This window comes from Schaalia sp., assembly GCF_050312375.1.
Classification (GTDB): domain Bacteria; phylum Actinomycetota; class Actinomycetes; order Actinomycetales; family Actinomycetaceae; genus Pauljensenia; species Pauljensenia hyovaginalis.
Genome location: NZ_JBNOYB010000081.1, coordinates 1 through 13,713, shown reverse-complemented (window position 1 = coordinate 13,713; position 13,713 = coordinate 1). Strand labels below are relative to the sequence as shown.

Below are 13,713 nucleotides of genomic sequence, written 5' to 3'. Positions count from 1 at the left end.
GTCTGCTGTGAGGCTCCCGTGCATTGAGAGCCCGCGCGAAGGTCACTCGGCCTTGGTGATGTTCTGGTAGACCGGGACGGACTTCCAGTTGAAGACCACGTTGTCGACCGTGGGCGCCCAGCCGCCGACGACGTTGGAGTACCACAGCGGGACGACCGGGAGGTCCTTGAAGAGGATCTCCTGAGCCTGATCGAGGAGCTTGTTGGACTCTTCGACGGAGGGCGCGGACGCGGACTTGGTCAGGAGGGCGTCGAAGTCGGCGTTCGAGTAGTCGGTGTCGTTCGAGCCCGCGCCCGTGCCGTAGAGCGGGGCGAGGAAGTTGTACTTGCCGGGGTAGTCGGCCTGCCAGCCGGTGCGGAAGGCGCCGGTGATGGTGCGGTTGGTGACCTCGGTGCGCAGGGACTTGAAGTCGGGGTAGGGGTTGCCGACCGCGTCGATGCCGAGGGTGTTCTTGATCGAGTTCGCAACGGCGTCGACCCAGGCCTGGTGACCGCCGTCGGAGTTGTAGCCGATCGTGAAGGTGCCCGACCAGGGCGAGATCTTGTCGGCCTCGGCCCACAGCTCCTTGGCCTTCTCCGGGTTGTAGCTCAGGACCTCGGAGCCGGGGACGGCGTCGTTGTAGCCGTCGACGACCGGGGAGGTGAAGTCCTTGGCCGGGGTGCGGGTGCCCGAGAAGATCGTCTCGGTGATGGTGTCGCGGTCGATCGCGTAGGAGAGGGCCTGGCGGCGGAGCTTGCCCTCATCGCCGGAGAAGTGCTCGAGCTTCATCGGGATCGCGAAGGACTGGAAGATCGCGGCCGCCTGGTTCGCGGAGCGGCCTTCGAGCTCGGATTCGTAGGTGGCGAAGGCCGAGTCCGGGATCGCGTCGAGGACGTCGAGGTTGTGGCCGAGGAGATCCTGGTAGGCCGCGTCCTGCGAGGCGTAGAAGATGATGTTGACGCCGCCGTTCTTCGCGACGTTGTCGCCCTTGTACTCCGGGTTCGGGATCAGCTTGATCTGGGCGTTGTGCTCCCAGCCGTTCTCGGCGACCATGTACGGGCCGTTGCCGATCGGCTTCTCGCCGCCGGTGGCCGGGTCGGCGAGGGTCGAGTCGGGAAGCGGCACGTAGGCGGAATAGCCCAGGCGCTGCGACCAGTCGGCGGTCGGCTCCTTGAGGGCGATGGTGAAGGTGTAGTCGTCGATCTCCTCGAGGCCGGTGAGATCGCCGGCGCCTTCATCATCGGCGCCCTGGATCGGCGCGTAGAAGTACGAGGAGAGCATGGCCTCCTTGGCGCCCATCTTCCACGCCTCGATGAAGTTGTGGGCCTGGACCTCGGTGCCGTCGGAGAACTTCTGGCCCTTCTTGAGCTTGACGGTCCACACGCTGGCGTCCTCGTTCGGCTCGATGGACTCGGCCATCTCCATGTGGGTCGCGCCCTCGGCGTCGTAGTAGACGAGGCCCGCGAAGATGAGGTCGAGGATCTTGCCGCCGCCGGTCTCATTCGTGTTCGCCGGGATGAGCGGGTTCTGGGGCTCGGAGCCGTTGGTGGTGATGACGGCGGTCGAGCTGCCCGCGGCGGCGCCGGAGGCCGACGAGTCGGAGGCGGTGCCGCCGGAGGAGCACGCGGTGAGGCCGAGTGCGAGAACGGCCGGCACGGCGAGCCAAGTCCTCTTGAGGTTCATGAAGAACTCCCTTGATCGATGGGTCCCACCCGCGCGGGGGCGCGGGCTCTGGGCTCGAGGGTAACCGGATCCGCGCGGGACTTCTTTCCCGGTTCATCAATTGAACATTGCTTTTTGGTCACGAATGGTAAAGCTTTGATAAAGGTGTGGCGTATTCGCAGCTCCTCGGGCATCGGGGCATCGATCCCGCGGACAGGGTCGGCGCGCCCCCGTCCGGGCGCCACTACAGTGGGCCGAAGCGACGCGCAGAGCGCGTAGAGGTAGAGAAGGAGCGGCTCATGACTGAAGGGGAAGCGCAGATCCCCAGCGCCCCGCGGGTGTGCGTCCTCGGCCCACTGGTCCTCGCCCTCGTCATGGGCCCCCTCGACCACGCGCCGAGGGCCGGGGAGGAGCAGATCGCCCGAACGGCCTCCCTCGCGCCGGGCGGATCGGCGAACCGCGCGGTCGCCCTCGCCCGCATGGGCTTGAACACGGAGCTCGTCTGCTCGATCGGGGTCGATGAGGCCGGCGCGATCGTCAGGAGGATGCTCGCGACCCACTCGGTGGATGTGGAGCATGCGACGCGGGTTCCGCATCAGGCGATCACGGCGGCCCTGGGCTTCGAGGGCGATCGTGCGCTGACGACCTACGGGGACCTCTCGGCCCCCTCGTTGAAGGGGATGCTCGTGCCGCCGGACGCCCTCGTCGGCGAGCTCGGGGTCCTCGGGCAGAATCTGGAGACCATCGCGAAGTGGCGCCGCCCGGGATCCCTCAAGGGACCGAACCGGGCGGGATCGGACCGGACCTGGGTCCTCGCCGAATGCCGGTGGGATCCGACGGGACGCTGGAGCGGCGACGACCTCGATCCCCTTGAGCAGGTCGATGCCTTCACGCTCAATGAGGACGAGGCGAAGAACTACACGCGCAAGGCGGACGCCCGACAGGCCGCCCGGCAGCTCCTGTGGTCGGTTCCCGAGGTCGTCGTGACTCTCGGACCGCGCGGCGCGCTCGCGATCATCGACGATGAGGAGATCCTCCTGCCCGCGGCTCCGGCCAAGACGATCGACACCACGTCCGCGGGGCACGCCTTCTCGGCGGCGCTGGTCTGCGCGCGGATGAACGGACTGGGCGCCAGGGCGGCGGTGTCGATGGCCCTGCTCGCCTCGGCGCGATCGACGGAGACGATGGGCTCCTTCACGCACGCGCCGACCCTGAGCGAGCTCCAGCAGTGGACCAGGGCGCGCGAGCTGCCCGAGGGCTACGACGCGGAATTCCTCGACCTGGAGGATCCCCACGCGCGCGACGAAGAGCCCCCTCGCGCGGACCCGGGAGCCCCCGACGATGACACGAGGGACGATTCCGGCTTCGAAGCGGCCTCATCGATCGCGGATTCCCTCTCGAACTGAGCAGGCCGAGGGGCCGAGCGTGTCCTGAGTCGAGCAAGCGATTCACCTCGCATCGGCGCACCGCTCCAAGGCGCTCGCTGTTGAGGGGGCTGCCTCGAGCGCTTGCGGGTGCTGAGGGTCCGTGAAAGGTTGGACACGGCGCCGCCCTCGTCCACGAGCGCCGGCGCCGAGTCCCATCCCCGACCGGAAGAGCGCCCATGAATCCGACCGCAGCGCAGTCGCCGACCCCGCGGAGCACAGCCCCGGCTTCGCTGATCAACGCGGAATCCGGGAGCCGCCACCACGACCCCCGTCTGTCCGGAGCGCTGCCGGAAGCCGTCGAACCCCGGCTCAACCGGCCGGTCTTCGCCCTGTCCGCACTCATCATCGTCGGCGTCTCCCTCGCCGCGATCCTCAATCCCGATGCCGTCCAGAGCGCCTTCGATGCGGCCGTCGCCTGGACCGGACGCTGGTTCGGCTGGTTCTACATCCTCCTCACGACCGCCGCCCTCGTCCTCCTCGGCGTCCTCGCCGTCACGAGGTTCGGCAACATCCGCCTCGGCCCGGACAACTCGACTCCCGACTTCTCGACCTTTTCCTGGGCGGCGATGCTCTTCGCCGCGGGCATCGGCACGGGCATCATGTTCTACGCGATCGCCGAACCTGTCGCCCAGTACATCGCGCCCCCGACCGGGCGGGGAGAGACCGTCGAAGCCGCCCGGAGCGCCGTGACCTGGACACTCTTCCACTACGGGATCTCCGGGTGGGGCCTCTACGGCGTTGTCGGCATCGCCCTCGGCTATTTCTCCTACCGCAAGCGCGACCGCCTCGCCGTCCGTTCGACGCTCCGTCCGCTCCTCGGTTCGCGCGTCGACGGTGTGCTCGGCGACATCGTCGACGTGTTCGCCCTCGTCGGAGGCGTCTTCGGCATCGCCGCATCGCTCGGCATCGGCGTCGTCCAGCTCAATGTCGGACTCACCCTCCTTTTCGGCGTCGAGCAGGGGATCGCCGCGCAAATCGGGCTCGTCTCCCTCGCCGTCCTCATGGCGACCGTGTCAGCGGTGAGCGGCGTCGACCGGGGTGTGCGGATCCTCTCGAACATCAACGTCCTCCTCGCGATGGGCCTCGCCCTGTGGGTCCTCATCACGGGGAACACGGCCTTCCTCCTCGACGCGCTCGTCGCGAACATCGGCGACTTCCTCACCCGCTTCCCGGTGCTCACCCTCGAGACCTTCCCCTACGATCGGCCCGACGCCTGGCTCAACGGCTGGACGCTCTTCTTCTGGGCCTGGTGGATCACCTGGGCTGCTTTCGTCGGCATGTTCCTCGCCCGGATCTCGCGCGGTCGGACGATCCGCCAGTTCGTCATCGGCGCCCTCGTCCTGCCCTTCTCCTACGTCCTCATGTGGGTGTCGATCTTCGGCAACACCGCGCTCGACCTCATCCGCTCGGGCGATGCGGAATTCGAGAAGATCGCCTACGCGACCCCCGAGGGCGGCCTCTACGCCCTCCTCGACTCCCTTCCGCTGGGCGGCGCCTTCATCGCCCTCGCCCTCTTCGTCGGCGTCCTCTTCTACGTGACGAGTTCGGACTCGGGCTCCCTCGTCATGGCGAACCTGTCGACCCGGGACCTTCCCGACCGGCGCGACGCCGCCCCCTGGCTGCGGATCTTCTGGGCGAGCGCGACCGGTGCGCTCACGATCGCGATGCTCCTCGCCGGGGGCATTCCGATCCTCCAGCAGGCGACGATCGTCATGGCGCTCCCTTTCTCCTTCGTCCTCATCCTCATCGCCGCGTCCCTGTGGAAGGCCCTCCGCTCGGAGGCGACGAGGGCGGCGGCGCGGACGAGGGCGCTCACCTCGGGTCTCATCGGCATGTCGGGCACGGCCGCGGGCCGGGTCCGCCTCTCCTGGCGGGACCGCCTTTCGCGGACCTTCGACGCGGTTAGCCCGGCTCGAGCGAAGAGGGCCCTCGATACGCGGGTCGTCCCCGCGCTCGACGCCGTCGCCGAGGCCCTGCGGTCTGAGGGCCTCATCGCGGAGGTCGTCGTCGAAGGGCCGGAGGCGGAGGATCCGGACGATGAGCGCGAGTTCCTCGGAAGGGCCTCCCTCGCGGTGTCGGCGAGCCCGGAGGTGCTCGAGCAGCTCGTTGCGCGCCTCCTCGACGTCCCCCTCGGCGGCGCGCCCGTCGATGCTGAGGCGTTCCGGTACACGGTCCGCATGGTCGTCTCCCCGGTGCCCGCCTTCGGCGTGTCGATGCCCGAGGACGATGACACGACGGTCCGTCTCGAGGTGAGGCCGCGCGGCGGCGGCCAGGGCTACGACGTGATGAATTGGACGAGCGACCAGGTCGCGCACGACGTCCTCGATCACTTCGAGCGCTGGATCGACTACCTCGGGGTCGCCGGGACCGCCCGCTGAGGCAGGGCGTTTGCGAAGCGCATCAGGCAGTCGGTCGAGGGATCCGGGCCCTATTTTCCCTGGCGCGCGTCCGGGAGGGTAGTGCGCCGATGCGAAGTGAATCGCTCATTTTGTTAGGCAAGTACCCGCTCGGCGTTTTGGATCGCTCAGTTCGAGAGGGAATCGGCGTTGTCGAAGCCACTTCGAAGGCGGAGTCATCCCGCAGATCGTCATCTGCTGCTCCGGGATCAGCTCCGGGCCGGACCACCTCGAGCGCTCGGCAGGGGAGCCCCGGCCTTCACGGGAGGTGTGCTTGCGCAAATTCGCCGAATTGACCGTTCGTGCTAAAGGGAATCCCTAACCGGCGCGGACAATGCTGCGCGAACCCGAGTCGACGAACGGTCAGTTCCAGCATGAAAACTGTGGACCCGTAGGTCATCGAACATTGGCCATTGCGAGAGCGACACCGGCCCACGAATGCAGGTCCGGCAGGCGCCAAGATGATGCGTCCGAGGAGGGCTTCGGAGAGTGATCAGCCGCCATGCCTCCGTGTCGGTGACACTTGACTAGGACGTGCCAGATGCAATGCATCCTTGGACAGGGTGTGAGACTGAACGCCGCAACGTCATCAGCGGTTCACGAAATATTGTGCGAGTCACAGTAGTCTGTTAGGTTGTGTAACAACCATAGCTCGCCTCCGCAGGGGTGAAACAGGAGTGGCGATGTGTGTGCAGACAAGTCGCAACGGTAGCTTCAAGGTGTCATCAGTCGATGTGCAGGAATCGTTGATCGACTACGTGAACAAGCTTGACGCCGCCCCTCAGTGTTAGCATGAACTCGACTGCAAACAATTCATTAATTTGTTGCACGCTATGGTTGAGAATGAGCTTCTTAGCGAGGTGTTATTCGGATTTGCTTCCTCGCCACGGGTCGCCATGGAGATGAATATCGATTATGTGGACGAGACGGATGTCGGTTGTCGAAATGTCGTTATCGCGATTAAAGGCGGAAGGCTTCAGTGAACTTAATCCGAGTAGAGGATGAATGTACTTCGGTCGGCGCGCATTGTCGACATGGGCATGAAGGTGTGCTCGAAAACTTCGACGACTTTGTATTCGAAGGCATTTGGCGGATGATCGGAGCGTAGTTTGTTGACATCGATGTAGTTTTTGGTGTTGAGTTGCGTTTTAAGGATGTTGACGGCTCTGAAATGCATGGTCGGCTTCAGTTATTCGGTCGTATTGATAGTCTCAATGAAGACTCCAAGCTGTTCGGTCGTCGAATGAAGTTCTATGAGTGCCTTGAAAGATTCAGGGTGAAGGCATTGTTCTCTCTGGAATATTGAAGAAGTCGAGTGGAAGGATCTTAGGGCGGAGCTATGTTTCTCTTCTAAAACTGTATCGCGATTGTGAGTGTTGATTCGATTATTTCTGTCCCAGAACGGAGAATGTCATGGAAAACGATAGAAAACTGACGCCTCTTGCAAGGGCGATTTATGATTATTGGTGTTCAACTGCTGTGCAGACTTATCTTCGGCATATGGCGCACCCAAATTTCTGGACCATCATGGGGCATGGGCGCATATCCTACGAAACCGACTACTCAAAGATGCTTCGCTGGCTGCTCGATCCTCGGGGCAATCATGGGGCGGGTACGCTATTCGCATCGCTGATGACCCAACGTCTTGAGTCCTGTCCTGAATCGGAGTCGCCTCAACGAGAAGTGCTCCCGCATTCCACCGTGCCTGATTCCTCCTACATTGGATGCGAGACAGAGGCTATAGGAAAGAATATAGACATTCTTTACTACAACTCCCAATCTGATGTCGCGATCGCTATTGAAGTGAAGATGGGGTCGAAGGATCATCTGGCCGGAAGTAGCGCTGAAAGTCAGCTCGATAAGTACTTTCAGGCGGTTGAGAATCATGAACAGCTGATTAAGAACTGTGATCAACGCTACTACGTCTATCTCACAATTGATGAGGAAAAACCGTCAGTTCCTGCTGAATCTCTCAATCACTGGAAGTGTATGTCCTATTCGACGCTCGCAGATATTGCAAGAAAATGGGTGAACAAGGTTCAGGATGATGGTGCCGTAAAGATTGCGAGAGACTTCATCTTTGATCTCGAAAGGCATGTTTCTCTGAGAGGGGACTCGTTGCGACTGGCTGCCGACAAATATCTGGAAAGTGATGAGCTGAAAGAGCAGCTATGTTCACTGGTAGAGGGATTCTCGGATGATTCGCAGAATGATAGTAGCGGGATTCTCCTATTTGACCAGGTTTCGAAGGAGCTGGAAGGCTACGGCATCGATCGTAGCCAGCTGAAGGTGCTTGTGTCGGCTGCTCACGAGTCCCTCGTTGAGCGTAAGCAGGATCATGCTGCGAGTGAGGAAGCGCAGAATCTCATCAAGATGCTCTGTGAGCGTCTTGTTGGACGGGTCCTCGAGCCAAATGAATCAGCGGAGGTTGTTCCTGAATTTCGTATACCTGGGTATTTTGAGCAAATTCGTCGAACTCGGCATAAAGGTCAAGGAATTGAAACTCGGGTAGGAGAAGACAGGCTCTTCTATATTTCTGCTGGGAATAAGGCTGGTAGAGTCGTGTTTCCGAATGATCCACACGGAAGAACGGTAGAAGTCTTCAATAGGGTTCGTAACGAAAGTGATAATTGGTCGGTCAGTTACTGGTTGGAACACTTCGACTCGTTGATGCCACTTATGCGTGAATTGCTCGATCTTAAGCATCGAGACTTCCTAGACGGTAAGTTAAGGTGATGTGATCGATCACTCGTTGCGTGCCTGCTTGGAGCGAGCCTCGGCGTCGCGCCGGTCGATGCCCGAGGATGATGACACGACGGTCCGTTTCGAGGTGAGGCCTCGGCGCGTCCGGGGCGCCCCCTCAAGGACGGCGCCTGCGCGCCGGTCCTCACTTGCCCAGCAGGCCCTCCGAGTTCAGCCACGCCGTCGCGATCGCAGCGGCGGACGCCGCCTCCTCGGTCGAGCGACGATTCATCCCGATGAGATCGTCCGGGTCGAGAGCCGCCGACACCCTGTTGATGACGGCGGCGGCGCCCTCGTCGATCGCGTCCGACACGAGGGGCACGACCCGCGAGGACAGGAACATGCCTTCGGGGTCCTCGAGGACGGTGAGATCCTCGGAGGCCAGCGCGGGGTCGGCGGAGTAGACGTCGACGAGATGGACGGACCCGTCGCGCAGGGCCTTGAGGGTGAGCGCGCCGCCTGAGTCCTCGATCGGGGCGAAGGAGACGGTGACGCCGTAGACGCCCTTGAGGCCGGTCGGGCCGTAGGGGCGCGTTTCCAGCTCCGAATTCCCCCCGAGGATCAGGCCTTCGATCCCCGCGAGGTCGCCGATCGAGGTCAGGGAGTGCTCATCCGCGAATGCGCGCGTCACGACGTAGGAGTCCTGGTCGCTCGCGGGTGCGGCCTCGAGGGCACGCAGGCCGTCGGGCAGGGCGTCCGGCAGTGCGGCGATGACCTCATCTGCGCCCGTCGCCTTTGCGGAGGGGTCGAGGTACTGGAGGAGATTGCCCGTGTATTCGGGCATCAGATCGATCGAACCCGCCTGGAGCTCGGGCATGTAGACCTCGCGCTGGCCGATGCGGAATTGGCGGTCCACCTCGTATCCGGCGTCTTCGAGGGCCTGGGCGTAGACCTCGGCGATGATCTCGTTCGAGTAGTAGTCCTGGGAGCCGACGACGATGGCCTTCGATGAGGCCTTGCCCTCCAGCGTGGCGGAGTCCGCGCAAGCGCCGAGGACGAGTGCGGCCGTTCCCGCGAGGGCGAGTCCGATGAGACGGGGAGTGCGCATGAAGGGCGTCCTTTCTGTCATGCGGGGGTTGTGTCGAAGGCCCGGCTGCGGGCGCGTGCTGCGCGCCCGATCAGGGCCCATGCGGCGTCGAGGGCGAGAGCGAGGATGATGACGAGGATCGCGCCGGCGATCATCTGCCCGTAGTCGCGCGTCTTGAGGCCGGTGTAGAGGAAGCGTCCGAGCCCGGAGTCGGCCGTGTAGGCGGCGAGGGTCGCGGTGGCGACGACCTGGAGGGTGGCGGAGCGCAGGCCTCCGAGGATGAGGCTGCGGGCCGCGGGGAGCTCGACCTCGCGAATGATGCGGAGCTCCGTGAGGCCGATGGCGCGCGCCGCGTCGACGGTGCGCGCGTCCGCCGATTCGATCCCCGCGTAGGCGGCCGACAGCACGGGTGCGACGGCGAGGACGAGGAGGGCGAGGAAGGGCCCTTTGAGTCCGATGCCGAGCCAGAGTGCGGCCAGGGTGACAAGGCCCAGCGTCGGAACGGCGCGCGCCGCTCCGGCGCCCGAGGTCGCCAGGAAGCGGAATCGCCCGGTGTGCCCGATGGCGATGCCGAGGGGCAGCGCGATGAGCGCCGCGGTGATGACCACGGCCCCGGTGACGCCGAGGTGCTGGAGGAGGCGCATGAGGATCCCGCTCGGTCCGCTCCAGTGGGCCGGATCGGCGAGCCATGCGAATGCGTCGCGGAGGATGCTCATGCGGCGGCTCCTTCCGCGTCCTCCGGTTTCCGGCGCTCCGCCCTCGTCCACGGGGTGGAAAGGGCGCCGAGGGCGACCGTCAGGCCGTCGAGGATGAGGGCGAGGGCGATCGTCGCGGCAAGGCCGACGGCGACTTCGGAGGCGAGTCCGCGCTGGAAGCCGTCGGTGAACAGGGTGCCGAGGGAGCGGATGCCGATGACCGCGCCGACGGTGACGAGGGAGACGGTCGAGACGATGACGACGCGGATGCCCGCGATGATCGCGGGGAGCGCGAGGGGAAGTTCGACGGCGAAGAAGCGGCCGAATGCGGGGTATCCCGCCGCATCGGCGGATTCGAGGACGTCGCGGGGGAGCGATGCGAAGGCGTCGGCGGCCTGGCGGACGAGGACGGCGATCCCATAGAGCGCCAGGACGATGATCATGTTGAGGTTCGACCTCAAAGCGATGCCGATGAGGACGGGGATGAGGAAGAACATCGGGAGCGAGGGGATCGCGTACAGGAGCGAGAGGCCCGTGAGGAGCGGAGCGCCCCAGCGCTGCGAGTGATGCGCCCACCAGCCGAGCGGGATGGATACGAGGATCGCCGCCGCGATCGCCGGGAGGGCGATCGCGAGGTGGGCGAGGGCGAGCTCGCCGACGAGGGGGAGGTTGGAGGGGAGCCAGCTCATCGGCGCTCGGCTCCGTCGGGGGCATCGGTCGTGGGGGCGCTGGTCGCAGGGGCGTTGAGACGCCCGAGGGGGCGGCCGAGTTCGTCGGTGACGATCCGCCCGGACGGGGTCTCGAGGGCGGTGAGCGCGCGATCGGCTGAGGCTCCCACGAAGGAGCGGACGAATTCATCGGCGGGGCGGGACACGAGCTCGCGCCCCGTCCCGACCTGGGCGAGCGTTCCGTTCGAGCGGAGCAGGGCGATCTGGTCGCCGAGGGCGAAGGCCTCGTCGAGGTCGTGGGTGACGAAGAGGATCGTCGTGCCGACGCGCTCGCGGAGGGACTTGAGCTCGTTCTGGAGGTCGGCGCGCACGAGGGGGTCGAGGGCGCCGAAGGGCTCGTCCATGAGGAGGATGTCGGGCCGATTGGCGAGGGCGCGCGCGACGCCGACCCTTTGGCGCTGTCCGCCCGAGAGCTGGGCGGGGAATCGGCGGGCGAGGGAGCGGTCGAGGCCGACGAGGTCGAGCAGTTCCAAGGCGCGCTCCGCCGAGGCGCTCCGGGACATGCCTTCGAGCCTGGGGACCGTGGCGATGTTGTCGAGCACTCGCCGGTGGGGGAAGAGGCCGCCGTCTTGAAGGACGTAGCCGATCGAGCGGCGGAGCCTCACGGGGTCCTCTCCCGCGACGTCCTTCCCCCTGACGAGCACCCGTCCGGAGGTCGGGGTGATCATGCGGTTCACCATCCGCATGAGCGTGGTCTTCCCCGAACCCGAGGTGCCGAGGAGGACGGTGGTGGTGTCGGCCGGGGCTTCGAGGCTCACGGAGTCGAGGATCCGGGCGCCATTGGGGTAGGTGTGCGAGACCGTGTCGAAGACGATCACGGGTGCCTCCTCTTCTCGGCTGGCGGTCCGCTGAAACGGGCGCCCCCTCCGGGGCGGGTCTGCGGCATCGGGTCTGAGATCGCGGCGCTCATGTTCGGGGCCGTTCCGCGGCGTCGGTCAGCCGCTCGAGGAAGCGGATGAGAGCGGCGAGTTCGGCGTCGTCGAATCCTGCGAGGAGCTCTTCGAGCGCATCGATGATCGGGGTGTGCGAGGCGCTCATGCGTTCGCGCCCCTCGGCGGTGAGGGCGAGGCTCGTCGCGCGCCTGTCGGCGGGGGAGGTGTGGCGGTCGACGAGGCCGTCGCTCACGAGGCGGTCGACGAGGCGGGATGCGGCTCCGACGGTGATCCTCTGGGCGCGGGCGATGTCGTTGACCTTCGCGCTCCGGTCGCTCACCGAGTCGATGGAGCGGAGGGTGAAGTAACGGCAGAGGCTGGTGGCGCGCTCGGAGGCGCTCAGCGTGTGCTCGAGGCGGTTCCAGACGGAGATCTCCGCGCTGATGAGGGCGTCGAGGAGGGCGCTTGCGGCGCGGACCCGATCTTTCAACATCTCAATAGATTACATGTCATTTATATACTTGTCGAGGGCGCTGCTTCCCGGCGCCTCGGGACCGGGGCGCACAGCGGAACGGCCCCGCCCTCGGCGATGGGAAAGCGAACGCCGGCCGCCCCGAAGGACGACCGGCGCTCCTGCGTGAATGCGCGGGGTGAGGCTCACTCGGCGGCGGGGGCCGCCCTGTGCCGCTTCGCGTAGGCCTCGGATTCCAGCTCCGTGCCCGCGGGCGCCGAGGCCGGGGAGGCCTGCTCGAGGTTCGTCCCGCGGATCTTCGAGATCCATTTCATCGCGTGGTAGATCGCGAGGGCGGCGGCCGTGCCGAGGGCGATGCCCTCGAAGGTCATCCCGCCCGGGCTCCAGGTGAAGTTCGCGATCGCGACGACGAGGGCGATGGCGGCGGTGTTGAGGTTGACGGGGTTGGAGAAGTCGACCCGGTTCTGGACCCAGATCCTCACGCCGAGCATGCCGATCATGCCGTAGAGGACGGTGCCTGCCCCGCCGAGGACCCCGGCGGGGATCGTCGCGATGATCGCGCCGAACTTCGGCAGGAGCGAGAGCGCGAAGGCGAAGCCCGCGGCCACGACGTAGGCGGCCGTCGAGTAGACGCGGGTCGCGGCCATGACGCCGATGTTCTCCGCGTAAGTCGTCGTGCCCGAGCCGCCGCCGGAGCCTGCGAGGACCGTCGCGAGGCCGTCGGCGAGGAGGGCCCGGCCGGTGACGTCATCGAGGTTCTCCCCGGTCATCGCCGACACGGACTTCACGTGGCCGACGTTCTCGGCGACGAGGACGAAGACGACCGGGACGAAGAGGCCGAGGGTCGAGGGGTCGAAGGCGGGGGCGTGGAACTGCGGGAGGCCGAACCAAGCGGCTTCGGAGATCGCCGAGAAGTCGACCTGGTGCTGGAGGACGGCGGCGAGGTAGCCGATGAGGACGCCGAAGAGGATCGAGAGGCGGCCGATGATGCCCTTGAAGAGGACCGTGATGATGCAGATCGACACGATCGTGATCAGGGCGGTGAGCGGCGCCTCCTTCACGTTGTTCCACGCGGCGGGCGCGAGGTTGAGGCCGATGAGGGCGACGATCGAGCCGGTGACGACCGGGGGCATGAGCGCATCGATCCAGCGGACGCCCGCGAAGTGGACGATGGCTCCGACGAGGGCGAGGGTCGCGCCGGTCGCGATGACGCCGCCCTGCGCGTAGTTCATGCCGAGGGTTTCGGAGACGGCGACGATCGGCGCGATGAGCGCGAAGGAGGAGCCGAGGTAGGAGGGGAGGCGCCCCGCCGTGATGAGGAAGAAGAGGAGGGTGCCGATGGCGCTGAAGAACAGCGTCGTCGCCGGCGGGAATCCGGTGAGGAGGGGGACGAGGAAGGTCGCGCCGAACATCGCGACGACGTGCTGGGCGCCGATCCCGATGGTGCGGGGCCAGGAGAGGCGCTCGCCTGCGGCGACGACTTCACCGGGGGAGATCGTCGTTCCATTGCCGTGAAGTTTCCAGCGGAAGAAGCCGCGGGGGGTGTTGCTCATGAGTGAGCTCTCCGATCAGTCGATGGGCAGTGCCTGATGGGCGTGGCCGTTTCACCGGTCGGAACCTCAGGATACCGGGAGGGCCGCACGGCGAAGGAGGCCCTTCGGCTTTCTGAGACGAGCGCCGCATCCCGCAGGCCTGCCCTCCCCGGCGTACGGC

At 65.6% G+C, this 13,713-nt stretch carries 10 protein-coding genes; 3 read left to right on the top strand and 7 right to left on the bottom strand.

Annotated elements, in window-relative coordinates:
- Positions 1-42 precede the first annotated feature (42 nt).
- Positions 43-1,662, bottom strand: coding sequence for a peptide ABC transporter substrate-binding protein (locus ACQY7V_RS06380; RefSeq protein ID WP_154475436.1), 1,620 nt, complete (start codon positions 1,660-1,662; stop codon positions 43-45).
- A 278-nt stretch (positions 1,663-1,940) separates the two neighbouring features.
- On the opposite strand from ACQY7V_RS06380, the gene ACQY7V_RS06375 reads away from it, so the two are divergent.
- From ACQY7V_RS06375 to ACQY7V_RS06365, 3 genes are all read left to right on the top strand, one after another.
- Positions 1,941-3,047, top strand: coding sequence for a carbohydrate kinase family protein (locus ACQY7V_RS06375; RefSeq protein ID WP_428639422.1), 1,107 nt, complete (start codon positions 1,941-1,943; stop codon positions 3,045-3,047).
- Between the two features lie 197 nt (positions 3,048-3,244).
- Complete coding sequence (gene betT, locus ACQY7V_RS06370) at positions 3,245-5,446, top strand: choline BCCT transporter BetT (protein WP_428639420.1); 2,202 nt, start codon at positions 3,245-3,247, stop codon at positions 5,444-5,446.
- Between the two features lie 1,431 nt (positions 5,447-6,877).
- The gene (locus ACQY7V_RS06365; RefSeq protein WP_428639418.1) at positions 6,878-8,200 is read left to right on the top strand and encodes a PD-(D/E)XK nuclease family protein; all 1,323 of its coding nucleotides are present in this window, start codon (positions 6,878-6,880) and stop codon (positions 8,198-8,200) included.
- Between the two features lie 151 nt (positions 8,201-8,351).
- On the opposite strand, the gene ACQY7V_RS06360 is transcribed toward ACQY7V_RS06365, so the two are convergent.
- The 6 genes from ACQY7V_RS06360 to ACQY7V_RS06335 form a co-directional block, all read right to left on the bottom strand.
- A complete protein-coding gene (locus tag ACQY7V_RS06360; protein WP_428639415.1) occupies positions 8,352-9,254 on the bottom strand; it encodes an ABC transporter substrate-binding protein in 903 nt (300 codons plus the stop codon).
- Positions 9,255-9,271: 17 nt separating this feature from the next.
- The gene (locus ACQY7V_RS06355) at positions 9,272-9,949 is read right to left on the bottom strand and encodes an ABC transporter permease (protein ID WP_428639413.1); all 678 of its coding nucleotides are present in this window, start codon (positions 9,947-9,949) and stop codon (positions 9,272-9,274) included.
- On the bottom strand, positions 9,946-10,617 hold the full coding sequence (locus ACQY7V_RS06350) for an ABC transporter permease (RefSeq protein WP_428639411.1): 672 nt from the start codon (positions 10,615-10,617) through the stop codon (positions 9,946-9,948). The genes ACQY7V_RS06355 and ACQY7V_RS06350 overlap by 4 nt, the downstream gene beginning before the upstream one ends.
- The gene (locus ACQY7V_RS06345) at positions 10,614-11,474 is read right to left on the bottom strand and encodes an ABC transporter ATP-binding protein (RefSeq protein WP_320835906.1); all 861 of its coding nucleotides are present in this window, start codon (positions 11,472-11,474) and stop codon (positions 10,614-10,616) included. Before ACQY7V_RS06345 ends, ACQY7V_RS06350 begins: the two co-directional genes overlap by 4 nt.
- Before the next feature lie 88 nt (positions 11,475-11,562).
- Positions 11,563-12,021: a MarR family winged helix-turn-helix transcriptional regulator gene (locus ACQY7V_RS06340; RefSeq protein WP_303773924.1), complete on the bottom strand. Its 459-nt coding sequence runs from the start codon at positions 12,019-12,021 to the stop codon at positions 11,563-11,565.
- A gap of 164 nt (positions 12,022-12,185) precedes the next feature.
- Positions 12,186-13,553, bottom strand: coding sequence for a uracil-xanthine permease family protein (locus tag ACQY7V_RS06335; protein ID WP_235361812.1), 1,368 nt, complete (start codon positions 13,551-13,553; stop codon positions 12,186-12,188).
- Positions 13,554-13,713: the final 160 nt, after the last annotated feature.